This is a genomic window from Pseudolactococcus chungangensis CAU 28 = DSM 22330 (assembly GCF_002441885.1).
Lineage (GTDB): Bacteria > Bacillota > Bacilli > Lactobacillales > Streptococcaceae > Pseudolactococcus > Pseudolactococcus chungangensis.
In genome coordinates, this window is record NZ_JXJT01000003.1 from 113,503 (window position 1) to 137,650 (window position 24,148).

The 24,148-nt window shown below is 38.3% G+C and carries 23 protein-coding genes; all 23 read right to left on the minus strand.

Going from position 1 to position 24,148, the window contains the following annotated elements; translation table 11 throughout:
• Window positions 1-179 precede the first annotated feature (179 nt).
• The gene (gene lepB / locus RR45_RS02680) at window positions 180-740 is read right to left on the minus strand and encodes a signal peptidase I (RefSeq protein WP_072353403.1); all 561 of its coding nucleotides are present in this window, start codon (window positions 738-740) and stop codon (window positions 180-182) included.
• A 111-nt stretch (window positions 741-851) separates the two neighbouring features.
• Window positions 852-1,058 (minus strand): DUF2969 family protein, encoded by a 207-nt coding sequence (locus RR45_RS02685; protein ID WP_031365718.1) that lies wholly within the window; start codon window positions 1,056-1,058, stop codon window positions 852-854.
• A gap of 152 nt (window positions 1,059-1,210) precedes the next feature.
• Window positions 1,211-1,528 carry a thioredoxin gene (gene trxA / locus RR45_RS02690; RefSeq protein ID WP_031365719.1) on the minus strand — a complete coding sequence of 106 codons (318 nt, stop codon included), beginning with the start codon at window positions 1,526-1,528 and terminating at the stop codon, window positions 1,211-1,213.
• 118 nt (window positions 1,529-1,646) lie between these two features.
• On the minus strand, window positions 1,647-4,160 hold the full coding sequence (locus RR45_RS02695) for an ABC transporter permease (protein WP_031365720.1): 2,514 nt from the start codon (window positions 4,158-4,160) through the stop codon (window positions 1,647-1,649).
• Window positions 4,161-4,164: 4 nt separating this feature from the next.
• On the minus strand, window positions 4,165-4,866 hold the full coding sequence (locus RR45_RS02700) for an ABC transporter ATP-binding protein (RefSeq protein WP_031365721.1): 702 nt from the start codon (window positions 4,864-4,866) through the stop codon (window positions 4,165-4,167).
• Window positions 4,867-5,062: 196 nt separating this feature from the next.
• Window positions 5,063-5,749, minus strand: a complete 687-nt coding sequence (locus RR45_RS02705) for a hypothetical protein (protein ID WP_143188702.1) — start codon at window positions 5,747-5,749, stop codon at window positions 5,063-5,065.
• A 372-nt stretch (window positions 5,750-6,121) separates the two neighbouring features.
• Complete coding sequence (locus RR45_RS02710) at window positions 6,122-7,042, minus strand: hypothetical protein (protein WP_031365723.1); 921 nt, start codon at window positions 7,040-7,042, stop codon at window positions 6,122-6,124.
• 265 nt (window positions 7,043-7,307) lie between these two features.
• Window positions 7,308-8,867 carry an ABC-F family ATP-binding cassette domain-containing protein gene (locus RR45_RS02715; RefSeq protein WP_031365724.1) on the minus strand — a complete coding sequence of 520 codons (1,560 nt, stop codon included), beginning with the start codon at window positions 8,865-8,867 and terminating at the stop codon, window positions 7,308-7,310.
• A gap of 253 nt (window positions 8,868-9,120) precedes the next feature.
• Window positions 9,121-11,457 (minus strand): endonuclease MutS2, encoded by a 2,337-nt coding sequence (locus RR45_RS02720; RefSeq protein WP_031365725.1) that lies wholly within the window; start codon window positions 11,455-11,457, stop codon window positions 9,121-9,123.
• An 8-nt stretch (window positions 11,458-11,465) separates the two neighbouring features.
• Entirely contained in the window at window positions 11,466-12,026 is a 561-nt protein-coding gene (locus RR45_RS02725) for a CvpA family protein (protein ID WP_031365726.1), read from the minus strand.
• 94 nt (window positions 12,027-12,120) lie between these two features.
• Entirely contained in the window at window positions 12,121-12,531 is a 411-nt protein-coding gene (locus tag RR45_RS02730) for a hypothetical protein (RefSeq protein ID WP_072353402.1), read from the minus strand.
• Window positions 12,532-12,601: 70 nt separating this feature from the next.
• The gene (locus RR45_RS02735) at window positions 12,602-14,065 is read right to left on the minus strand and encodes a glycoside hydrolase family 32 protein (RefSeq protein WP_031365727.1); all 1,464 of its coding nucleotides are present in this window, start codon (window positions 14,063-14,065) and stop codon (window positions 12,602-12,604) included.
• A gap of 46 nt (window positions 14,066-14,111) precedes the next feature.
• Entirely contained in the window at window positions 14,112-14,969 is an 858-nt protein-coding gene (locus RR45_RS02740; protein ID WP_031365728.1) for a carbohydrate ABC transporter permease, read from the minus strand.
• 1 nt (window position 14,970) lies between these two features.
• Window positions 14,971-15,849 carry a carbohydrate ABC transporter permease gene (locus RR45_RS02745; RefSeq protein WP_031365729.1) on the minus strand — a complete coding sequence of 293 codons (879 nt, stop codon included), beginning with the start codon at window positions 15,847-15,849 and terminating at the stop codon, window positions 14,971-14,973.
• 220 nt (window positions 15,850-16,069) lie between these two features.
• The gene (locus RR45_RS02750; protein WP_031365730.1) at window positions 16,070-17,395 is read right to left on the minus strand and encodes an ABC transporter substrate-binding protein; all 1,326 of its coding nucleotides are present in this window, start codon (window positions 17,393-17,395) and stop codon (window positions 16,070-16,072) included.
• A 245-nt stretch (window positions 17,396-17,640) separates the two neighbouring features.
• On the minus strand, window positions 17,641-18,615 hold the full coding sequence (locus RR45_RS02755) for a LacI family DNA-binding transcriptional regulator (RefSeq protein ID WP_031365731.1): 975 nt from the start codon (window positions 18,613-18,615) through the stop codon (window positions 17,641-17,643).
• A gap of 177 nt (window positions 18,616-18,792) precedes the next feature.
• Window positions 18,793-19,572: a DUF4097 family beta strand repeat-containing protein gene (locus RR45_RS02760; protein WP_031365732.1), complete on the minus strand. Its 780-nt coding sequence runs from the start codon at window positions 19,570-19,572 to the stop codon at window positions 18,793-18,795.
• The gene (locus tag RR45_RS02765; RefSeq protein ID WP_031365733.1) at window positions 19,562-20,158 is read right to left on the minus strand and encodes a DUF1700 domain-containing protein; all 597 of its coding nucleotides are present in this window, start codon (window positions 20,156-20,158) and stop codon (window positions 19,562-19,564) included. The genes RR45_RS02760 and RR45_RS02765 overlap by 11 nt, the downstream gene beginning before the upstream one ends.
• Window positions 20,155-20,466, minus strand: a complete 312-nt coding sequence (locus tag RR45_RS02770; protein ID WP_003137818.1) for a PadR family transcriptional regulator — start codon at window positions 20,464-20,466, stop codon at window positions 20,155-20,157. Before RR45_RS02770 ends, RR45_RS02765 begins: the two co-directional genes overlap by 4 nt.
• 147 nt (window positions 20,467-20,613) lie before the next feature.
• Window positions 20,614-21,243, minus strand: coding sequence for a DUF1648 domain-containing protein (locus RR45_RS02775; RefSeq protein WP_031365734.1), 630 nt, complete (start codon window positions 21,241-21,243; stop codon window positions 20,614-20,616).
• Window positions 21,240-21,509 (minus strand): autorepressor SdpR family transcription factor, encoded by a 270-nt coding sequence (locus tag RR45_RS02780; protein WP_031365735.1) that lies wholly within the window; start codon window positions 21,507-21,509, stop codon window positions 21,240-21,242. The genes RR45_RS02775 and RR45_RS02780 overlap by 4 nt, the downstream gene beginning before the upstream one ends.
• Before the next feature lie 101 nt (window positions 21,510-21,610).
• Window positions 21,611-22,774, minus strand: a complete 1,164-nt coding sequence (locus RR45_RS02785; protein ID WP_072353401.1) for an MFS transporter — start codon at window positions 22,772-22,774, stop codon at window positions 21,611-21,613.
• Between the two features lie 151 nt (window positions 22,775-22,925).
• The gene (gene ccpA, locus RR45_RS02790) at window positions 22,926-23,924 is read right to left on the minus strand and encodes a catabolite control protein A (RefSeq protein ID WP_031365737.1); all 999 of its coding nucleotides are present in this window, start codon (window positions 23,922-23,924) and stop codon (window positions 22,926-22,928) included.
• Between the last annotated feature and the right edge of the window lie 224 nt (window positions 23,925-24,148).

Genomic DNA, 24,148 nt, shown 5'->3' on the forward strand with positions numbered 1-24,148 from the left:
TCACCCAAAATCGGATAAAATGACTGCTTTTTTTAACCACTCGTCAGGCTTTATTTTATCATATTTTAATAGAAAATGAACGTGATACTTTAAAATCTATTCTTATAAAATAAAAAAATCAATCCGTAAAAAGAGTCACTTCAGTAATTTTTTGACAAAATAAATAAGGCCATCTGACCTTATTTATTTTCAAAACCATTTTCAATTTTAGCTTCATCATTTTCGACAAAACCGAAATCACTGATTGGTGCATATTTAAACTTGAGTTCACCTAAAATATCTTTTTGGGGAATCGCACCAAATTCTCGGCTATCATCTAATACATCTCTGGCATCATTTAAAATCCAATAACTATCTTTACCTAACTTATCTCGACGAAAATCTGTCGTAAAATTTTCATCATGCGTTTTTAGATAAGTCGTTTGATTCTTTTTAATATAGGGCTCTTTCAGAATCTTCTGGTCAACATAGACAATGTTATCCATCGCAATGACACTTTGACCCGGCGTACCAATAACACGCCCCACATATTTCTTACCGTTATGGCGATAAGCAACTAAGTCAAGATTATCAAGCCGCGTGCGTTTAATAGCAAATACTTGCGTTTTCTTAGGCAAAATAGGCGCCATATTATTATTATGAATTCTAATGGGCTCTAAAACAAACAATCGCAAAATGGTCAACACTGCGACAATGATTAGGCCAATCAAAATATTTCGATATAAGTCTCTCTTAACCATTTTTACTAAAACTTTCTAAAATAAAAGCGAACGTATCAATCTGCCGCTCTCTATTTCATTTATATTAAGGATAGGGGCCATAACAGACTGCCCAGATACACAGCGAAAGGCTTATAAAGCCAAGTTATAAGTTTTGATAGCCTCTTCCAAAGCCTCTGGGTATGCCTTAAATGTCTTGATATGTTTACCATTGACAATCACATCAAAGCTATCGTCGGCAGTATTTTTGATTTCAGCGACCATCTTCTTGCCAACCGTTAAAACCACGCCATCTTTACTGTCAGAAATTTGAATTTCCGTCTCTTTTTTCTTACTCATGTTACCTATTATACCTAAAAATGTCGCATTTTTCAAGTCAAGCATTTTTACTCGCGCGCACATCACCGCCTTGGCAATGCGAGTGATGTACTTATGTTGGCATAAAAATCCATCAAAAAAGTCTAGGCGATACTCACTTAGACTTTTTTTGATTAGGCGTTTAATTCTGCCAAGATACCTTTGATTTGATCTTTAGTATGCACACCTGCGACTTGTTTAACAACTTCACCGTCTTTTTTGAAAAGAAGTGTTGGGATACTCATCACACCAAAAGATTGGGGTGTTACTGGGTTTTCGTCAACGTCCATTTTAACGATTTTGAGTTCGCTTTCGTCTAATTCTTCTGAAAGCTGTTCAAGAATCGGTGCTTGCATCCGACAAGGGCCACACCATGTTGCCCAGAAATCTACGAGTACAATGCCATCTTTCGTTTCTTCTTGGAAAGTTGCATCTGTTACTTCTATTGTCATTTTAATCACCTCTTATTTATTTTTCTATCTCTATTCTACCTTAAAGTTCTAGGTTTGTCCTAAAATTTGCACGCAAAATGTTTTGTAATTAAAATCAGGATTTCCTTAGGTAATCGGCTTATTCTATATTTTTCAAAGCGTCAATCATATCGATTTTTTTCAAGCTAAAATGCGTGATAAGATTAACAATCACAGTAAACGAAATCGTTAGTGCTGCTGCAAAGATAAAACTCATCGTATTCACGTGTCTAACAAACATCAAGGTATCTGTTTCACAGGTACTGATGATGAAATGACACAAGTAAACACCACTTACCAAGCCAATGATCATCCCAACCATCGTGAAAATCATATTTTCTTTGGTAATATAAGCATCCGTCTCTTGATCGTAGAAACCTAAGACTTTAAGTGTCGCAATCTCACGCTTACGCTCGCTAATATTAATCGTTGCCAAATTATACATGACGACAAAAGCTAGAATTGCTGATGAAACAATTAAAATCAGGACAACAAGATTAAGTGACGTCATAGTGTCATTAATCATAGAAACCGTTGTCCTAGAATTAATGACACTCGCCACCGATTGATGCGTCAAAAGGAAGGCATCAAACTTGTGGTCTGCCTGCGTCGATAACTTATCTTTTAGTTTAATCGCGACGACATTAGTGTCATATCCACCAAAGATAGCTTGGGATGTTGCCTTAGATAAGTAGACATAATTTTGAATATAATTTTCAACGATTTTGCCTACTTTGACTTCGTGCGTTTCATCGCGACTATCTTTGAAAGTAATTGAATCTTTTTCTTGAACCTTTAATAACTTAGCTAGCTTTTGACTGATAATAGCTTGATTACCTGTCAGAGAAACAGCTTTTTTATTGTGATTAATATCATTAAGATTGATGACTTGCTTGAATGTTTGGCTATTATCTGGCACAATGACTGTCACATCATAAGCTTCACCATGGCTTGACACATGTTTTGTTGCCATAGATAAATTAGCCATATGCGCAACTTCTTTATTTTGCGATAACTCATTAAGCAGAGGCTGCTCATCTCTACTTGCTTTTAAGGACACTAGTTTATCGTATTTAAAGACATTGCCATACTGGTACTTAACGATGTCAGTGATTGAATCTTTGAGTCCAAAACCTGCTAGGATCAACGCAGTGCAGCCAGCGATGCCTAAAATTGTGACGATGGCACGCGTTTTATAGCGAAAGAGATTCCGCATGACAATTTTATTTGAAAAGTTGAATTGATTCCAGATGACGGGTACGTATTCTAGTAAAATACGCTTGCCTGCCTTAGGTGCTTTTGGCCGCATCAAGATGCTCGGTGTGTAGATGAGCTCACGGTACACTGCGACTAAAGCGCCACCACATATGCAAATCAGTGCGATTGCAAGTCCTGTCAAACAATAGACTGGCTGGAAGAGTACGATAAACTTAGGTATGGTAAATAGACTCGTATAAATGTTCCAGATGAGGTTGGGGATAAGATTAAGACCGATGAACATGCCAAGGACGCCACCAACCAATGTCGCTGAAACAGAAAATAGACCATATTTTAAAGCAATAGCAGAATTTGAAAAACCTAGCGCTTTTAGAGTGCCAATTTCACTTCTATCTTCTTCTACCATTCGTGCCATGGATACTAGACTAATCAAAACAGCAATCACATAAAAGACAACTGGAAAGACACGTCCAACTTTAGCGATACTTTTCGTCGCATCAATAAAATCTTTGTAGCCTGTATCATCTTTTCGATCGGTGATATACCATTTAGCAGGTGGCAAACTATCGCGTTTGACCAATCCTGATGCGGTGGCAGCTGGATTCAGATAGGCTGCATAGACCGTCTCAAAACGCTGCTTTTCTTGCACCTCTTTAATTGACTCAACTTCTTTTTTGGCCACTGAAATTTTATCCAAGTAAGCCGTCTGACTTGTTATTTCCTGATTGGCACCTTTGACTGTCAAAGCAATTGCGCTATAAGCATCCTGTTGAAATACACTAGGTTTGACATACATGAAATAATCAATTTGACCATCTCCAAGGCTTGTCGTCCCACGGTTGACCTTAGAAAAATAAAGTGGACTCTTAACCGTCCCCACGATTTTGAAAGTCTCATTTGTCAAATCAGAGTCAGTTATTTTAAGTGAATCACCCAACTTCATCTTATGTTTCGTTAGATAAGCTGCTTCAACGACAATTTCATTATTCTTTTTCGGCAATCGTCCCTTAGACAAGCTGATTTTATCAAGTTTGTCCGGCATACCAATCACTTTGGCAATCGCAGTTTCATCTTTTTGACGCGTTGCTGCTTTGTTAAGGACTGGTTCAATAAGCTCATCTTTAGTATAGACGCCTTGAACGCTATTAATGTCAGATAATTTTTCAAGACTTGCAACATCTGCCTTGCTTAAACCAAGAGTAGACTGAATTTGCAAATCATGAGCATTGCTTTGATCCAAATAAGTATCTAAAGTCGAAAGCATATCTTGTGAAGTCGAGCTGATGCCTGCATAAAATCCGACACCTAAGAGAGCCATAAACAATAACGAAATAAACCGTTTAGACGACTGCGTCATATTACGAAAACTACTGATGATAATCGTTTTATTTTTCATTGGCTTACCACTCTATCGCTTCAACCGCTAAAGGCTGGTCATTCCTTTGAATTGACTCAACGCGACCATTTTTAAATTTAATGATCTTATCAGCAATCTGACCAATAGCACTATTATGCGTGATAACGACGACAGTAATTTTTTCTTCTCGGCACGTATCCACAAGCAAAGATAGAATCTGCTTACCTGTATGATAATCTAAGGCGCCTGTCGGCTCGTCACATAAGAGTAGTTTAGGGTTCTTAGCAAGCGCTCGAGCAATGGCGACCCGTTGCTGCTCCCCGCCTGAAAGTTGAGCTGGGAAGTTCTTTTGACGCTCACCTAAACCAACTTTTTCAAGCGTCTTTGCTGGTGAAAACGAGTCCTTAGTCAGTTGGACAGCCATTTCAACATTTTCAAGTGCTGTTAGATTTTGAATTAAGTTATAGAATTGAAAAACAAAACCAATATCATTGCGGCGATAATTGACCAAGGCTTTATTTTTCAACTGCGTGATGTCTACACCATCAACCAAGACTTGCCCACTCGTAGCACCATCCATACCACCCAAAATGTTCAGTGCTGTTGTTTTACCAGCTCCTGAGGGCCCAAGGATACAGACTAATTCCCCTTGCTCAATTTCAAACTGTGCATGGTCTAGGGCTTGAATACTCACTTCTCCCATTTGATAACTTTTTACAATATCGTTAAATTCAATATATGCCATCTCTACCCTCTAATTCATTTAAAACGATTTAATTATCTTGACTTACTCTAAATTATAGGGGATTAAAGCTGATTGTCAACTATTATAATAGAAATATTTAGGTTTGTATTAGATTTTTAAGATTAAGGTTTGTTTTTCGAAAAAAAAGAAGACTTATGTCTTACTTTTAATTCTTGATTTAAGATATTTGTCACAGTTAACCGTAGATTTCTTCCTCTTTTTCAATTCTTTTGACGAGATTTACTTTTTCATCTGTCAAATAATCTTTTTCTTTTTGTAAAAGTGTTTGATGCGATTCTGAGCTTGAAAAATAGAATCTGTGCTCAAGTTCACTTTTTAAATAGTCAACTGTCTCTGAAACTGTTTTGGCTTTACCACTTGCGATATATTTTTCTAATAGGGTCAAATACTCAACTGAGAGATAGTGGTCAGGCACTCTAGGTTTTTTAAAGACCTGTTGAGAGATGATGTGATTAGCTTTTTCATCGATTTTTTCTATATCTGAAAACAACTGATGTTTGACCTTTTTTTCGAATAGGTAACTGAACGCTCGAAAAAGGGGTTGACGCCAAATCATATGGATAAAGAAGTACGGTAAGATAATGAGTGAGGCGGTCGTCACTAATAAACCAATTAATCGTATCATAAACGCACCTGGTACTTGTACATCAAATATACTAACTTCCAATGAAGTTAAGGCAGTAATCCAGAATACTGTTGGTAATATTGAGGCTAATATACCTGCTGTAATCGCCCGTATAGCGCGTGTTTTCTCGTGAAAAATTCTCAGGCGTTCATTTCTTGCATAGGCTACTTTTTCTAGCCTTCTTAACAGTATGATAGATGTATTAAAATAATCTAAATCATTCAGTTTTTCCATCATAATCTCCTCCAACGTTTTTGATGTCTTTAATCATTGAAATGGGTAAGAACCATGCGATATCATTTATGATATTTTAACTCAATATACCCTCAATAGACATATTATAATCGTAACAAAAAAACATCTGCATTTTAAGCACTTTTGCCATATTGTCCTAATGTTATTATATAAAATGAAAATCAGGACATTTTGTCGATTTTTTATTTTATTTTTCTAAAAATAAGACAGATTGACTAAAGTTGTTCAAAAAAGATATCGTTCCTCTTACTTTGAAAACAAATCAGATCGTATTTATTGTTGTCGCATCAAAAAAACCTTGCATGAGGACTCTACCATTGAACCAAAAAGGTTTAGTCAGGTCTTTTGCAAGGACTATTTTTTATTTGCTTCTATTAAATTTATTTCTAGTTGATCTAAAAAATACTCGATTCTAGGAAATGATTCGTTCGGGAATAGCATGGTGAAGGCGTATCTTAGCTGTAACAAATTTTCTTTGAATTGCTCGTCTTTAGGGTTAATCATTTGGTTTTCAATGAGTAGCGCACATTTTTTTAAAAATAGGAAGAACCAATCTTTATTCTGGCTATATAATTTATTTATGATTTTAAGGATTTCAAATAGATTTGTGACGTTTCTTGTTTGCAAATTCGCAATTACAATGTGAATAAAGAAATCTTCAAGTAGGTTTTTTGTCCTATAATCAGCGATGACAAATTCAGTGATGACTAAAATTTCTTTAACCAGTGAAAAATCCATTTTTTGTAGCCCTAATAAATTTTGCATAGCTAAAAACTCTAAGTCAAATAATGTATAAAGTTCACTTTTATTGAGTTGCTTGATGATTTTATTTTCGTTGTCTAATGCTTCTGCTTTGGTGATGTTTGTTTTCGGATTATGTAAAAGGCTCATACCTTGCATCATATATAAAACATATAATTTTCCTAGACTTACTGAAGTTGTTATCGTATATTCTTTGAATAAGCCATAAATACGCTCTGCTTCTTCAAACTTTTGTGTTTGAATTGCTGAAACAAACTTATTGCGATACTGCACGGTCATGGACTGATTTTCAACTTCCAAATTGACTTCTAAGGGAGATAGACAGAGAATTTCAACAATAATCGCTAGGTCTGATACTGCCATGTCTGACTCGCCTGCTACGACTCTTTGGAAAGTTCTAGACGAGACGCCATTCGCTTCAAAAACGCGATAAGGTACTTTTTTAGCACGTCTGACATCGTCAATATACTTACCTAAATTTTGATATTCATTAAAACTACTTTGCTTAATCATACTATTTGGAAACTCCTAGTTTTTATTTCATCAATAACTTGTCTATACAACATTTCAATAATATCACATCTTTAACACATTTCATTGAAATTTGTTTAAAATCTAAAAGCAATCTTCTAAACTTTTAGAAGTGTATCAAAAAAATAAAATGTCAGCGTATTCATCCTTTTTAGATGCTAAATTTCAACAGTAATTCTTTCTGTCAGATGCCATGTTCAATCTGCATTTAGGGCCAAAAAAATAAGACTTGCGTCTTACTTCTTGTTTAGACAACTTTTGTCGTCCAGTCTTCACAATTAATGATGTCAGTTGCAATATCTTGGTAAAATTCTGGTTCGTGACTGACCATGAGAATAGTACCTTTATAAGCTTGAAGGGCGCGTTTGAGCTCGTCTTTGGCGTCCGCATCCAGGTGATTGGTTGGCTCATCCATGACCAGGATATTAGACTCATGGTTCATGATTTTACCTAGACGCAGTTTCGACTGCTCACCACCAGATAAGACGTAGACGCGACTCTCGATTTGCTTAGTGCCAAGACCACATCTGGCTAGGGCTGCACGGACTTCAGCTTGATTGAGCGTTGAAAACTCGTCCCAGTAGTCATCCAAGACTGATTTTTGGCTCGGCGTTTTATCTTCCTGAGCGAAATAGCCGATAATTTGAAACTCACCCTGTATGACTTCTCCTGATAGGGGTTGAATTTCACCTAATAAAGATTTGAGTAAGGTTGATTTTCCGATACCGTTCGAGCCTGTAAAGGCGACTTTCTGACCACGTTCCACTAGCATGTTAATCGGACTTGAAAGGGGTTCTGACGCATCATATCCCAAAACTAAATCCTTTGCCTCAAAAATAAGTTTGCCTGATGTGCGACCCAATTTGAAGTCAAAACTTGGTTTGGCCTTTTCCTGGATGGTCTCGACAAAAGTCATCTTGTCCAACTTCTTCTGGCGGGCTTTTGCTTGACCAGATGTTGCAACATTGGCTTTTTTCTTAGCGATGAAGTCTTTGAGTTTAGCCGCCTCAGCCTGTTGGGCATCTGCGAGTGATGCCAGCTGTTTTTTCTTCTCTTCGAAGAGGCGCTCAAAATTATGGTAATCGCCCACATAACGATCAATTTTCTGCTGGTTGACATGGTAGACGATATTGATAACATCGTTCATGAAGTCAACATCGTGAGAAATCAAGACAAAGGCATTTTCATAGTTTTGCAAATAATTTTTCAGCCAGGTGATGTGTTCTTCGTCGAGATAGTTGGTTGGCTCATCTAGCAGTAGGATATCTGGTTTTTCAAGCAAGAGTTTGCCGAGTAGGATTTTTGTGCGTTGACCACCTGAAAGATCCGCTACATCTTTATCAAGTAAGTCACCAAGTCCCAAGCCACGTGCGATTTCATCAACCTTGGCATCAATCAGATAAAAATCTGAATTATCTAAGGTATCTTGTAAGTCAGCAGCTTTTTCAAGGGCTGTTGTCATCTCATCATCAGACATGTCACCCATGCGTGCGTAGATATCGTTCATCTCACTTTCAGCGTCCAATAGATACTGGAAAGCTTCCGATAAAGCTTGACGTGTCGTTTTTCCTTTACCAAGCGCTGCGTGCTGATCCATGTAGCCAACACGGTGTTTGGTTGACCAAGTGATTTTTCCTTCGTCTGGTTGCAGATTGCCGGTAATGATGTTCATGAAGGTTGATTTCCCCTCACCATTTGCCCCGACAAATCCAATGTGCTCACCTTTTAATAGCCGAAAATTGACATCATCAAAAATCGCACGATCACCAAAACCATGGCTTAGTTTTTGAACGGTTAATATACTCATCTTTACTTCTATTTCTCCATCTGTTTCCAAGTTTGCTTTCTCTATTTTAACAGAATTTTTGGGAATGGGGAAGGGTGGGAAACGGCAATTAGAGTTTTTGGTACAGGCATTCAATTCAACATAGCTCTAAAACCATAATTATAACATTTAAGATTTAATAAGTGTCATTTGAATACAATTTTTCAAAAAAATCAGACAGTTATTATCTGAGCAAAACAAAAAAACACTGATGCCTCAGTATTTTCACTAATCTCTATTTCAATGTCACAATACTAGCCCCACTACCTCCAGCATTCTGCGGGGCATAGGTATAGGATTTAACATGGCGCGAGCGTTGCAGATACTCTCTTACCATGTCACGGATGACACCTGTCCCGATACCGTGGACAATAGTAATCTGATGGAGATTGGCAAGCAGGGCCTGGTCCATATAATCATCCAACATTTTCCGCGCCTCCTCGTAGCGGACACCCCGTAAATCAAGTTGGGCTTTGATGTTAGAGGTAACTGTCTTTTTAACAGCCTTGGTCTTCGTTTTCTTAACCTTTTCTTCTGGCTCAATCGGTTCGAACTCGTCTTCTGAGAGCTTAGTTGTGATCAAGCCCATCTGGACCTCCCAGCGACCATCTTTTACCAGTCTAACCAAATTCCCACGTTGATTATAGGATAAAACTAGAACTTCAACACCTGGCTTCAGACCGCGTTTGGCCTTGGCTTTTTTGAGGATTTTATTTTTCGATAAGTCAACAATCTCAGGTGCTAACTCACCTAATTGGTGCTTGGCATCAATGATTTCATGCGGTTTTAAAAGTGATTTCTCCTGTAAATTTTTCAAAATATTATCAGCTTCTTCAACAGCAACTTTAACGATGTCTTGCGCTTCTTCTCGCGCTTTATTCAACTCTTTTTCGCGATCTCGGTTAAAGGTTTCAAGCGCACGTGACAAGTCGTGATGTAAAAGCTCGTTATCCTTTTCTAACACCTTAATCTGTTTAGCGGATTCAAGCATCTCTTGATTTTTTTGCTCAAGCGAGGCAATCATGACGTTGACATCATGTTCATCCTCGGTCAAAAAGCCAGCTGCTTCCGCCAAAATCTGAGTTGGCAAGCCTAACCGTCTCGAAATTTCCAACGCGTTCGAGCGACCTGGTACGCCTTGAACCAAACGATAGGTAGGGCGGAAGTTATCCAAATCAAACGCCATTGAGGCATTCTCCACACCGTCTGATTCGACGCCATAGGCTTTTAATTCGGGATAATGCGTGGTGGCTAGCGTTTTCACATGCTTGCTTTTAAGAAAGTCTAGGATTGAAATCGCTAGGGCTGCGCCCTCTTTAGGGTCAGTCCCTGCACCGAGTTCGTCGAAGAGGACAAGGCTCTTGGCATCCACCTGACCCAAGATGCTGACGATGTTAGTCATATGACTTGAGAAAGTTGACAGGCTTTGGGCAATCGACTGCTCGTCGCCAATATCAGCAAAAATCTCAGTGAAGATGCCAACTTGACTGCCCAAATCAGCCAAAATCGGCAGACCTGACTGTGCCATCAGCTGGACGACACCAAGTGTTTTCAGGGTAATCGTTTTACCACCAGTATTAGGACCAGTAATGACAATCGTTTCAAGTGTCTGGTCGAAAAAGAGGTCATTTGCCACAACGACTTTGGGATCAATTAAAGGATGTCTTGCGGCATAAAGCTTAACGGCTTTATGGTCAGAAATAAGTGGCACTGTCGCTTTTTGGGCAACCTGATAACGATACTTGGCATTGATAAGGTCAATTTGCCCGATTAACCAAGTATTTTGACGAATATCGTCAATGTGTGGCTTAATCGCTTCTGCCAGTTCACGTAAAATACGTGCGACTTCGTTTTTTTCTTCAATTTTCTTTTGCGCAATATCATTATTAAGCTGCACAACACGATTAGGCTCAATATAAAAAGTCTGACCTGAGGCACTCATATCATGCACAATCCCAGGAACTTTATTTTTACTGTCACTTCTGACAGCAAGAACCGGTCTGCCTTGGCGAATGGTGATAATACTCTCGGTCAAACTAGATTGAGATTTCGAGAGAATTTCAGCCAAAATTTTCTTGACTTCAGCATCACCTTTTTTGATATTTTGGCGTAAAGTGTACAATTTATCTGACGCTGTATCAGAAAGCGCACCTGCTGAATCAATGACTTGTAAAAGGCCCAAAAGATAGGCAACATCTACAAATTTATCAATGGTCTGACCTAAAACAGGAAAGCTGACATTAACCGCTTGTTCAAAAAAATGCCGCGTTTCATTGGCCAAACGCAGAACTTTTTTGATTTTCGCAAATTCTTGACTAGCCAGACTCGCATCCAATTCAATTCGACGGAGGATCTCCGTCAAATCAGCAGTGTTGGATAATGGTACTGGGCCATTTTCTTGAACAATCGTACCAAATTCAGATAACTCATCAAACCATTTCTGGATACGTGCTTTATCTGAAATTGGGGATAGATGTGCCATTTCGTTCTGACCTTGTGAAGTCGATAGCGACCGCGCAATCTGTGCTTTAATCTGATCAAACTCTAAAATGTCTAATATTTTTTTATTCATTGTCATTTCTATATTTTAATATGTGTGATCTGTGTGATAAAGGTTTCTTGTAGCCAACCAGAGAAAAGCGGCGTGTTGACTAGCATAAAGCGGGCTAGACCGCTGCTCATCAATTGATTTTGAACAAGAGGAATTGGCATTGTCGACAAGGCCATCAAGCCAAGTGACAAAACAAAATAGGTGCAACAAACAGACAAAGCACCCGCAATGATGTTACCAGTCTTACCAAGGATAATTTTATTTTCAAGGGCACCCAGAAAAATACCAACCAAACGCACAATGCCGTAGACAATAAGAAAGATAACCATGAAAGCTAAAACAGCATAAAAAACATGGTCAATTTCAAAAATTAGCTTTGAAGAATAAAAAGCTAATTTACTGTTAGAAGTGGCTGAGGCAAACGGAACCCACAATGTTATTTTTTCGCCTAAAGCTTGATAATTTTTGAGCGCAATAAAAATCGCTACCCATGAGCCAAGTGTGTAATAGCCTTGGAGCGCAAGACCGCGCGACTGACCAACTAGGTAAGCCCAAATTAAAATTGCTAAAATTAAAATCGTGATAATCATAGCATTATTATATCATAAAAGGCGAGGATATGCGATTTCCGAAACAATTAAAGGTCTTGGTAAACAAATTAAAGAAGTCGCTCATCTCGACTTCTCATTTTCCTATGATTTTCAATTTTATTTTGCCATATCTCTTTTGTATAGAAGTACTCGAAAGTATAAAATTCTTTCCCCAATGTCTTGACATCATATGCACTCTCTTGCTCAAATCTAAAATCAGATTTTCCAATCGAAGCCTTTGACCCTTGTTTCCTCGAAAACAACCAGCATACACTTTCCAGATACTATTAGAAAACAGATAATTCAAAATCAAGGGGATCGTTTCACTCCTAATCCCTTTTACTTGATAATCAGCATTAACCAGAAACAGAAACCCTAATTCTTTCGTGTCAACTCTATTATCAACAGAGTCAGCCTTGATAATGATGTAGCTGATAACTCTCTTTTCTGCCTTGTATACAATAGTGAAAATATTTTCATCGTCTAAATAGTTATTAAGTGACACTGTAGCTATCCTATCTCATCTCTTTTTTAACAAAAAAATACTAAGCTCACACTTAATATTTTTATCCTTATCATTTAATATCAGAATAGGTCAACGTACCATTTAACTCACCATCAGTACAAATACTGATAGCCTGACTTTTTTCAAGTTCATAAAAAGTTGCTGTTAGCGCCACACCACCATTTAAGAAGATTTCGATTGATGAGGTATCTTTATAAATCTCAATGATTAACCACTCAGAATCAGCAAGAGATAACTTAATGTGACGTCTATTTAAGGGGGATTGCTCCTGCCCAACCAAGGGCAAGCCAAAATCAGTTCTATCAAAAGTCAAGATCTGTGTGTCAACATCAAAAGACAACTTTAAGGCTGATTTTTCTGATTTCAAAAGTGCTATCAAAACTTGTGACGTTTTAGAGATATCAAGTTCAAATTTAAGATAGCAGCTGTCTGTCATGAGATCTTTAAATAGCACGGTCTTATCACCTGAAACAGTAATCCTTTGTGTCTTGGGCTGCAATTTTACAGGTACAGGTTTTTGTACTAGCCTCAGCTTGTCTACTGATAATTCTCGTGGTAAAGTCATGGCACCAGCCCAGAGATGACCTTTGTCATCCGTTGGCAAAGTCCGTTGCCACATCTGCATCCATGCGACCATGATTCGCTTACCGTTAGGACCTTGACAAGTTTGCGGGGCATAAAAATCTAAACCACCATCAATTTCATGCTCATTTTCTACCTTGAAATGCCCTTTAGTCCAATCAACTTCACCTATAAAAGCGAGCGTTGAATTGAGGTTTTCATAGGCAAAACCATCGATTGGCATGGCAATGGGTGAAAGGATGAGGACATCCTTGCCGTCTAAACGGAACAGATCAGGACATTCCCACATAGTGCCATGTTTGGCTTCTCCTGTGAGTAAAGTAGAGAAAAATGTCCAGTTTTTCAAATCATTTGATTTGAAAAGCAAAATCTGTCCTAAATCTTCAGATGTTTTAGAGGCAACGATACAGTAAAATTGACCTTCACGTTCGAAAATTTTCGGATCCCGGAAATCAGCAATATCTGCATCTAACCCTTCAAGTTGTACTTCCGATATAATCGGATTATGGCGATATTTTTCGAAATGGTTACCATCCTCTGACATCGCTAAACATTGGACTTCCCGTCGCACGCCGTCCTGTTCAACATGTCCCGTATAAATCAAATAAAGTTTGTCCTCATGTGCAATTGCACTGCCAGAATAACAACCATTGGCATCATAAGCTTCATCTGGTGCAAGCGCCACAGGCAGATGCTCCCAGTGTATTAAATCCTCAGACTTAGCATGTCCCCAATGCATCGGGCCCCACTTACTCTCATAGGGATAGTATTGATAAAATAAATGATAGGCACCCTGATAATAGATAAAACCATTGGGATCATTAATCCAACCTATTGGCGCCATCAAATGATAATGATGTCGGTAAATTGGGTTCACTTTCTTAACGTTCTCAGCAATAAACTGATTGGCTAAATCAACTTTTTGTGTCATTTTTTCCCCTCATATTTGTACTTTCAGCTAGCTTAATTGACTTATTTTATTTAATACCTGTGCCAGAGCCACCGAGTCCTTGCAAGATATATTTTTGTGCCACAACATAAATGATAATCAATGGAATGGTTGAAATAGTCAAGACTGCCATGACTTGATTGATATAAACCGGTTGTGTCGTGTTAATCGTCGTAATGGCTACCTGCATTGAAAATTTACTTTTATCTGTCAATACCATCAGTGGCCAGATATAATCATTCCAACTCCCGATAAATGATAGCACACCAACCGTTGCAATGGCTGGTTTAGACATGGGTAACATGATCTTAAAGAAAATTTTGACAATACTCGCCCCATCAATTCTCGCGGATTCGATAATTTCTTCTGGAATCGCAATGAAAAAATTTCTGAACAGATAAATATTGAAAACACTAGCGATACCCGGTAAAATCACCGCTAAACGTGTATTAACTAAACCTAGACCATTCATAATCGTAAACTGAGGAATTAAGACTGTTTCGACAGGAACGATTAGCAGTGCAAGCATCATGCCAAAAATGATTTTCTTACCTGAAAAATTGATTTTAGCAAAAGCAAAGCCTGCTAATGAATTGATTAAAATCGAACAGGCAGCGAAACTCAACCCGTAGAAAATACTATTGAAGAGATAGGTCCCAACACTGAAACGGTTGATAACTTCTGCATAAGTTTTGAACCAATTACCAGGATTCAGACTGGGTAAAAAAGCACGCAAACTAGACAAATCTTTGAAAACACTTGCCTCAGGCTTCATGGAAGATACAACCATCCACAACATAGGGAAAATGAAGAGGGCTGCTAAAAGCAAGAGTAATCCGTATTCTAAAATTGTCATGGCTTTCATTTTTTTTAGCATTTTTTTCATCTCAGTTATCCTCCTTCATCAGTCGACGTTGTGCGATTGAAATCATGCCAATCATCGTCGTGAAAATTAAGGCGATGGAACTGGAATACCCAACCATTCTATCTGTGAAACCTGTTTGATAAATATAATAGACCATCGTCATCGTTGAATTCATCGGCCCGCCTTGGGTCATGACCATTGGCTGAACAATGAGTTTAAAGGCTGAAATCAAAGTTGTCAATAAAACAAAGAGCGCTGTGGGCTTCAACAAGGGCATCGTAATATAGATAAATTGTTGAAATTTATTAAAACCATCAAGTTCCGCAGCTTCATATACATCTTGCGGAATATTTTGCATACCACCCAAAAGCAGTAACATCTGATAGCCTGCCCCTTGCCAAGCAGAAACGAAAACAATCGTGTACATGGCTTGTTTGGGACTTGTCAAAAATGGCTGAGCGTCAATGCCAATCTTCATTAAAAGCGTGTTGATTAACCCATCATTTGGATTGAGCAAATAGAGCCAGAGAATTGAAATGACGACTAAAGACATGACAACAGGTGCAAAGAATGCCACTTTGAAAAAAATATTGCCTTTTCTTGCTTTGTTGACAATCAAGGCAAGTCCGAGTGACGCCCCCAACTGAACAGGAATAATCCAAACAACAAATTTCAAGGTATTGAAAATTGATTTGATAAAAATTGGATCCTTAAATAATTGAACGAAATTTGATAATCCTACAAATTGTCGTTGGTCTGGTGTTAATAAATAATAGTCCGTGAAAGAATAATAGACTACCATAAATACGGGAATGACTAGAAAAATCCCTAGTAATATCAAAGCTGGTGACATAAAACCATAGCCAATCAGATTCTCTTTTAATGTCGATTTTTTGTTCATTAAACTACTCCTAAATCCAGATACAAGCTCTCTGCCAATCCTGCCACAAACAAGCAAGCATCGTGCGAGTCAAAATTGTTGACGGTTGGGATCCTATACAATGCTTTTTACAGCAACTTTACCAAACGCCTTAGCTAGGAAACATCTCTCCCTAAAAGCGCGACCTGCTTTTGTTTTTTGAGATAAAGCAAGGCATGACCCTGTTACACCCGACTTCATCTTATTTTTTAGCTTTGTCAATCGCTGCTTGCATTTCAACTGCTCTGGCATCTGCAACTTTTTGAACATCCGGATTCTCTTTAAAATAACCAGCATCTGCTGCTGCTTGTTGGAAAGCTCGAGACACTTGTGGATACGCAACAACAACTGGACGGGCATGACCTGACATTTGGTTTTGTTCCATCAAGAATTTCATGCCTTCAGGAATATCATTTTTGATTAATTCAGCTGTTGATTTGCGAATTGGCAAGACTTGATTGCCTAGGCTCATGATTTTGCTTGACTCTGTATTTGTGGCATAGAGGATAAAGGCTGCTGCTGCGTCTTTTTTCTTAGTTGTTTGAGACATGGCTAATTCCCAGCTACCCGTTGGTGAGACAAGTTTTTTGGTTGTATCTGAAACTGGATAAGGCAAAATACCGTAGTCAATATCTTTATAGTTAGCAGACAGATCAGCCATTGTCCATGAACCACTTAATAGCATGGCATATTTACCTGTTTCAAACCCTTTTTTCACTGGTGTATTCGTCGTATAACCATTTTTAACTAAATCTTGAATAAACTGTAAGCCTTCAACACTTTTCTTAGCATTGAAGTAACCTTCAGCTTTTGTACCAGTCTCATCCACAACATCACCACCATTTGACCAAATAAATGGTGTATAAGCATAGGTCAACATTTCATCAGCATTGGCCAATTGGATATCGATCGCTGGTGACTTGAATTTGTCTTTAATTGTTGCACATATCTCTTGAAATTCAGTCCAAGTCCATGGTTTTTCAAGCGTTGGCAATGTCGTTAGATCAATACCTGCCTCTTGGAACATTTTTTTATTATAATAAACACCAACACCAGACTCTGAGAAGCCAAAAGCATAAAATTTACCATCATAAGTGCCTTGTTGTTTAATGGAATCTAACACATCATCCATGTTGGCATCTGCTAAATAGTCATCCAATGGCGCAATAACTTTTGAAGAAGCATAGGCCGCAGTATTGGGACCATCTAAAGAAATAATATCTGGCAATGTATTGGTCGTAATTGCTGCATTGACCTTATCTTCATAGCCACCACCGGAGCCACTTCTTGGAATGTATTCAATTTTGACTTGATATCCTTTGCCATTTTCAGCATTGAATTTGTCCCCAATTTTATCCCAAGCCTTGCCTTCAGGTGTTTCATCTGAACAATTGACCCAAAATGTCACGGCTTTATCATTGCCTTGACTGCTCTTACTAGCTGATTTGCCACACCCTATCAAGGCTGTACTTGCAAGTAATGCTACTGCTAACAAACCGATTGTTTTCTTGAGTGTCTGACTTTTCATGTGATACCCTCCAATTTTTTGGAAACGTTTCCGTTTTTGATTTTTTAAATAATTGAAACGCTCATTTATTTTGGAAACGTTTCAATTACTGAGTTCATTTTAACATTGTAAACGCTTACTGTCAAGTGATATTTGATTCTTTTTTATAAAATAACTTTTTACAGTAATTATTTCTAGACCATTTCCTCTCTATTTTTAGATGACTAATAGATAAACTCTTTTCCAGTACATACAAAAAAGACACCTTACATGTCTTTTGTCGTTCCAGCAGATTCAAAAAAAACAGGTAATATAACACGTTTTTCAGTTTCAATGCCTGCTACTTTTTTCAAGATTAACGCAACTGCTGCTTCTGCCATTTCTTTTTTAGGTTGCACAATCGTTGAGACTAAATAGTTTCGAGAGCTATCTATTCTTGTCCCATCAAACCCTATCAATTGATAGTCTCGTAAAACTTCTTTGCCAAATTTTTTGAAGACCGTCATAACATCCATCCCCATGGCGTCATTGACACAGAAAACACCATCAAAATCAGCATTTTTCGTTAAAAAATCTGCAATAGGTGTTGTTAAATCTGAGATTGGCTCTGGAATCCTCAAAATATCAAAGTCAATACCTTTTGCCCGACAATAGGCCTCAAATCCATCGCCACGCAAGGTTGTCTCATTGGGATAAGGATTAATCCCGCCGATATAAATCAGCTTTTGACAGCCTCTTTTTTGCAATTCTTCCGCCGCTAATTCGCCACCACCAAAGTTATCTGCTGTAACATAACTGACTTCTTCCGAGAAATGTCGGTCAATACTAACAAAAGGCAAATTTGACGAAATAAATTTATCAATATCCGAATAAGTAATTCCAATAATCCCGTCCACTTTACTTTGTTTGACCATCTGGATATAATCATGCTCTTTTTCTGGATCACCATCCGCATTACATAAATAAAGTTTATAGCCACGCTCACTTAAACTTTCCTCAACATGGTAGGCAAACTCAGAGAAAAAAGGGTGCCAAATCGTTGGTAAAATTAATGCAATCGTTTGACTATGATTGGTTTTAAAAGCTCTTGCTGCTGCATCTGGCTCATAATCTAAGGCTTTGATAGCTGCTTCTACCTTGCGACGTGTCACGTCTTTAACTGCGACGCCATTGATCATCCGTGAAACAGTACCAACACCGACACCTGCTAATGCTGCAACATCTTTCATTGTGACGCTCATTTGCTGACTTCCTTCCACTAAAATCTGAATATTCCTCTCACACTATTTCTCATAGTTCAGTGGCATATTAATTTAACCTTAACATAGCTCATCTTATTTTTCAAGAATTACCCTAGATTTTGGAGGAAAATTAAAAATGCTTGGCTTAAAGCCAAACATTTTCTACTTTATTAGTCATTAGTCGATTTCAAGATCACCATTTTGACTCGTCACCACTAATTTAGCCTGACTTTGGCTAGATTGTCTCAAATCATGATGCAACTCAACATCCTCATCGCCCCACTTCGTCTTGGCATAAAAGGTTGGCAGACGACTGTCTTTGATCTCAATATCACCATTTTGGTTGATGATTTGACCCCCATTTTCGATGCTAGTCCGTTTTAACTGAATCTCACCATTGGTACTCGTCATCATCAAGTCACCAAAGGTAGCACGCTCAAATTTTGTGTCCCCGTTCGTAGCCATGATTTGTGCTGTCTTAACAGACACCTGTTCAACATCCAAATCACCATTGCGACTTTTAACAAGAAGAGTTGACAGATGCTGTGATTCTGGTAGGGTAATGGTGATTTGGTTCGTTCTAATAATCATACCAATTCCAAAACTAGAACGACTGGCTTCACCCTCGCTATCATTAATCGTCAGCTGACCGGCATCAAAACTAATTTGAGTGGCACCTTTTGATGACCAATTTCGTGTTGTCACCTTAAATTGCTCACCCTTGATGATTTTAACATCTGCATTTTTCACGTCAATCTCAAGCGCTGTAATCTTTGACGGCACAACTGGCAGATCATGCGTCACAAGTTCACCTGACATTTTTGACTCCGTTTGATACTTGAAACCATCATCCCAAACCAGACTACCTGGCTTTTCAAATTGCCAAATCATAGCTGCCACTAATGTTCCCACAGTGAGTAACAGTGCGCCAATTATCATTTTTCTTTTATGCGTCATCCTGCACACCCTTTCTACCGACAGTTTTCTTCCCTATCCAACGAATCATCACAAACACCCAATGCTTTAAGCCTTTAACCATGGACATGACGAGGGGCCAAAGCAGGATAAATCCACCAATGACGGCAATACCAGCTGCAATGTAAAATAAACCGCCTAGGACAGATTGGGTCAAAACTAGAATACCACCGATAACACATATCACAGCCGCAAAACCAAATGACCCAAGAAGCACAATAAGTGAAAAAGCAAGAGCCGCAAAGGTTACCACAATAGCAAAAATCAGTGCGATAACTGTGATTGCAACGGGAATCAAAATTGGTGAAGCGAGCAGAGCTAGGATGATAATCTTAGCCAGACCAAGCGGTGATTTTTGATTTTCTTCTGGTACATCACGCGCCTCATCCATATAGTAATCGGCAACCAATCGACGCGCCAAATTTTTCGGCGTCCCAAACTCAGACACTGCCTGACCATCTGTCAGCTGACCTTCATAAAAATACTGTTCATAATAAAGCATGGCATCACTAATTTCAGACTCAGGAAGAGCCTTCAAATTTGCCTGTAAATCCTGTAAATAACTCATGCTGCACCTCCTAAAATTTCACTAATTCCTGCCGAAAAGTCTTGCCACTCCCGCTTAATTTCAACCAAGTGCTTTTGGCCCAATGGTGTAATCTGATAATACCGCCTCATTCGTCCCTCAAATGCCTCATCGTAGGTGATTAAGTCTCCATTTTTTTGTAGACGGCGTAAAACTGGGTACATGGTAGATTCTGATACATTCACATGTTTCTGAATTTCTTTTGTCAACAAATAGCCATACATATCTTGACTGTCAAGAATTGCAAGCACGCTCCCATCCAGTAAAGCAGTTGGTATTTGAATCGTCATATGATATACCCTCCTATACTATTTACTATATACCATTATACTATACCATAAATAGTATAGTGTCAAGTATAAACATACCCTAAAAACATAAAAAAACATCTCAAAATATAGATTTTGAGATGTTTTTGATACTCACATGCCATCAAATCATGATTGATGCGCTAATCTGATTGAATAACCTAACGGTACTAGGACAATTAAGACAAAAATCACGATAAAGGTTAGCACAACAACCATTGGATACCAAATGCTAATGATACCACCTGTAATCATCAGAATACCTGAAATAACTAGCATCATCCCGCCCAAACGGTTCGTTTTTTGCCAATTATCTGGATTGCGCATCGTCATAGGAAAACGAAAACCAGCAACTCTATTTTGTGATGTTTTAGGGATATAGTTTCCTAACATAATAAGGACAATCCCAATAATCACCATGGTGATCAAGCCAATCTCTACATGATAGCCTAGTGCTTGACTCAGAATTAAGATCTGAAAGATCACCGACATAATAGGCAGCAGCCAAAGCATCAGTTTACCAAGTTTGAGATTTGTCTTCGGTGCCGTCTCTAGGCTAAGCTGAACGATCAAGTTAACCACAACCATAATCAAAGGCAAGATCAAAATTCCGACCCATTTCGTTGCGAAACCATTCGGTTCACCGTCTAATCCCCAGTGTATGGGCATTTTTTCTGGTAATTTTGAATAGACAGCTACCCCCATTAAAATGGGGAGTAAGCCAACCACCGTCGGCAATAATAATTTCTTTAACTTCATTTGTCTTCTCCTGTAAAATCTTTCAACCACAACATAGTTTCCTCAAATACGCTGAGATTGAGTTCATAGTAGATAAAATTTTTATACTTACTCTCCCGAATCAAATCAGCAGACTTTAGCTGCTTTAAATGATTTGAAATCGTGGCACTGCTCAAGGCAAATTGCTCACTAATCTCACCGGCAGACAGTCGACCTGATTTTAATAGTGTCAAAATATCTCGACGGACAGGATTTGAAATCGCCTTGAGGGTCACTTGTAAACTCATCAGCTTTCACTCCTTTTCTATTTCGTTTTATCTCTAAATAGATTATACCACTATTTCGATAAAAATCAAATTAGATGATCAAAAAAAATAGCTTTAACTTGCTATTTTTTCACTTGTTTAAAAATTAAGGCGACTAAAACTGATAATATAACAGTCAACATCAAGATGAGAGTCGGAAAAATACTAAAACTCAAAATCTTAAATAAAGCACCAAATAACAGCGGAAAAACGAGTATCCCTAGCATACAAAATCCGACATTATAAGAGATAACCCTTTGAGCGATTAGCTCAGGATACATTTGATTGGGTAACATCATCATCAATGGATAAAGGGGCCCCATCGCCAATCCTAACAAGAAAACTGTCCCCATTGTATAAAGGCCTGGTGGTAGAAAGAGGGTAATGCTCATCAGTAATAGTAACCCTATGTGGCTGTAAATAATTGTTTTATCTTGCATGAAGCGTGTTAGAGCACCCGTGACGAATCGGCCGACCATTAAGCCTAGCCAAAATAGTGTTGTGAAAAAGGCTGCCTGAGCACTATTGACTTGGAAATTTTCAACATAGTAGGTCGCTAAAAATATTCCCGTGACTGCTTCTATGGCGTAAAAGAAGTAAAAAATAGGATTGATCAAATAGCCAAGTTTAAACTTTTGAGTCGTTTCTGCGTTAGTTTTTTGTGGAGTCATTTCTTGGCTGTCGTCTCGTTCGGCGAAATGATGGCGATAAACAAAAATCAATAGTAAAATCAGAATTTCAAACAAGGCAATCGCACCAATCGCAAAACGCCAGCTTGAAAAAGTGGACAAGAAGAAGGTTAGAATGGCAGCACTCATGCTAACACCTACGCCATAAAAGCCATGGAGGAGACTCATGAGAGCGCTAGGTAAGTGCTTGGCCGCAAAGTGATTGACCGTTACATCGATTGCGCCTTGACCGATACCCATAAAAGGTGTGGCGAGAAAAAGAACAATCGGATTTGAAGTTATCATCATTAATATTAAACCAATAATCACACAAAGCATACTGGTTAAGATAACTTGCGCAACTGTTAAATATTTGGCAATTTTAGTGTAGAGCATACTAGAGAAAAACGAAAAAAGCAGCATAATTGTTGTCAAGTAGCTGACTTGACTGGCACCCATCTCATAACTCTGACGCATACTTGGCCAGGCACTCCCTAGTATAGAATCCGGTAAACCTAGGGAAATGTAGATGATAAAATTTAAAACGACAAGCGTCGAAAGTGTGACTTTTTTAGACATGTTAACCTCTATGTAATCTATGGCGAATTAAGAACGTAATAAAGCGCTTTCCACTATTATATCATGAGTCTCCTTAATTTTTCTTTCAATGTATAGTAGCTAGCAGAAAACAAAAAAAATATAGACCTCAGTCTACATTTTTAATGTCCCTTTATTTACTTGAACCACGTTTAACAAAACCGTGTGGTAAAATCACGCGCTTACCTGCCACTTCTTCTTTGTTCATCATTTTTGTCAAAAGACGCATTGATACCGCCCCTAAATCATACAAGGGTTGTTCAATAGAAGAAAGCGTTGGCCGTGTAAATTCTGTGATAACCGAATTGTTAGCCGTGATGATTTCAAATTCTTCTGGTACTTTAACACCACTATTAACCAAACCATTCAGCAACCCAACGGCTACTTCATCATCCGTCACAACAGCTGCAGTCGCACCTGATGCCTTTACCCGTTCTGCCAATTTCAACCCAGCAGGATAGCTATAAGTTGTCTCAAATACTAGACCTTCAGAGAAAGTCAAACCAGATTCAGCTAAAGCCTCTTGATAGCCGACCAAACGTTCCTTACCATTAATCGCATTAACCATCGGACCCGCCACGAGCGCAATTTTTTGATTATTTTTGGCAAGCTCCAGCGTCACTTCCTTAGTCGCAACCGTATAGTCAATATTAACAGACGGAATTTGATCTTCCGGATCAACAGCACCAGCCAAAACGATTGGCGTACGCGTACGCGAAAACTCAGCACGAATTTTATCAGACAGATTATGCGCTAGGAAAACAAGACCATCAACCTGCTTGGCAAGCAAAGTATTCACCACATTAATTTCCTTACCATCTTCTCCATCTGAATTTGCAATGACGATATTGTACTTATACATCGTTGCAATATCATCAATACCACGCGCTAGACTCGCAAAATAGCTGTTGGCAATGTCGGGTATCACCACACCAACCGTTGTTGTCTTTTTAGAGGCAAGACCACGAGCTACTGCATTTGGGCGATAGTCCAGACGTTCGATAACGTCTAAAACCTTACGACGTGTTGTTTCTTTCACATTTTGATTCCCATTAACAACGCGGCTGACCGTTGCCATTGAGACACCTGCCTCACGTGCGACATCGTATATTGTAATTGTTTCGCTTTCCATTATGACATACTCCTTATTTTCTGTTGTATCTTTTTTCATGAAAATAATATTTTCATTTCATTCCTATCCATTTTATCACTTTATGAAAAGGTTTTCAAGAACTTTTTCACTTTTTTTCAAAAAAATATATTTTTTAATTAAAATAACTACTTTAACGCCTAATCACTTACATTCGTGCACGATAATTCCTAAAAAACAAAAAAACACGCTTTGTGAGGGTGCCG

Bases quoted from the DNA above. Each gene is read 5' to 3' on its own strand.
- lepB (WP_072353403.1), bottom strand. From the start codon at position 740: ATGGTTAAGAGAGACTTATATCGAAATATTTTGATTGGCCTAATCATT.
- RR45_RS02685 (WP_031365718.1), bottom strand. From the start codon at position 1,058: ATGAGTAAGAAAAAAGAGACGGAAATTCAAATTTCTGACAGTAAAGAT.
- trxA (WP_031365719.1), bottom strand. From the start codon at position 1,528: ATGACAATAGAAGTAACAGATGCAACTTTCCAAGAAGAAACGAAAGAT.
- RR45_RS02695 (WP_031365720.1), bottom strand. From the start codon at position 4,160: ATGAAAAATAAAACGATTATCATCAGTAGTTTTCGTAATATGACGCAG.
- RR45_RS02700 (WP_031365721.1), bottom strand. From the start codon at position 4,866: ATGGCATATATTGAATTTAACGATATTGTAAAAAGTTATCAAATGGGA.
- RR45_RS02705 (WP_143188702.1), bottom strand. From the start codon at position 5,749: ATGATGGAAAAACTGAATGATTTAGATTATTTTAATACATCTATCATA.
- RR45_RS02710 (WP_031365723.1), bottom strand. From the start codon at position 7,042: ATGATTAAGCAAAGTAGTTTTAATGAATATCAAAATTTAGGTAAGTAT.
- RR45_RS02715 (WP_031365724.1), bottom strand. From the start codon at position 8,867: ATGAGTATATTAACCGTTCAAAAACTAAGCCATGGTTTTGGTGATCGT.
- RR45_RS02720 (WP_031365725.1), bottom strand. From the start codon at position 11,457: ATGAATAAAAAAATATTAGACATTTTAGAGTTTGATCAGATTAAAGCA.
- RR45_RS02725 (WP_031365726.1), bottom strand. From the start codon at position 12,026: ATGATTATCACGATTTTAATTTTAGCAATTTTAATTTGGGCTTACCTA.
- RR45_RS02735 (WP_031365727.1), bottom strand. From the start codon at position 14,065: ATGACACAAAAAGTTGATTTAGCCAATCAGTTTATTGCTGAGAACGTT.
- RR45_RS02740 (WP_031365728.1), bottom strand. From the start codon at position 14,969: ATGAAAAAAATGCTAAAAAAAATGAAAGCCATGACAATTTTAGAATAC.
- RR45_RS02745 (WP_031365729.1), bottom strand. From the start codon at position 15,849: ATGAACAAAAAATCGACATTAAAAGAGAATCTGATTGGCTATGGTTTT.
- RR45_RS02750 (WP_031365730.1), bottom strand. From the start codon at position 17,395: ATGAAAAGTCAGACACTCAAGAAAACAATCGGTTTGTTAGCAGTAGCA.
- RR45_RS02755 (WP_031365731.1), bottom strand. From the start codon at position 18,615: ATGAGCGTCACAATGAAAGATGTTGCAGCATTAGCAGGTGTCGGTGTT.
- RR45_RS02760 (WP_031365732.1), bottom strand. From the start codon at position 19,572: ATGACGCATAAAAGAAAAATGATAATTGGCGCACTGTTACTCACTGTG.
- RR45_RS02765 (WP_031365733.1), bottom strand. From the start codon at position 20,158: ATGAGTTATTTACAGGATTTACAGGCAAATTTGAAGGCTCTTCCTGAG.
- RR45_RS02770 (WP_003137818.1), bottom strand. From the start codon at position 20,466: ATGACGATTCAAATACCAACTGCTTTACTGGATGGGAGCGTGCTTGCA.
- RR45_RS02775 (WP_031365734.1), bottom strand. From the start codon at position 21,243: ATGAAGTTAAAGAAATTATTATTGCCGACGGTGGTTGGCTTACTCCCC.
- RR45_RS02780 (WP_031365735.1), bottom strand. From the start codon at position 21,509: ATGAGTTTACAAGTGACCCTCAAGGCGATTTCAAATCCTGTCCGTCGA.
- RR45_RS02785 (WP_072353401.1), bottom strand. From the start codon at position 22,774: ATGTCTAAAAAAGTCACACTTTCGACGCTTGTCGTTTTAAATTTTATC.
- ccpA (WP_031365737.1), bottom strand. From the start codon at position 23,924: ATGGAAAGCGAAACAATTACAATATACGATGTCGCACGTGAGGCAGGT.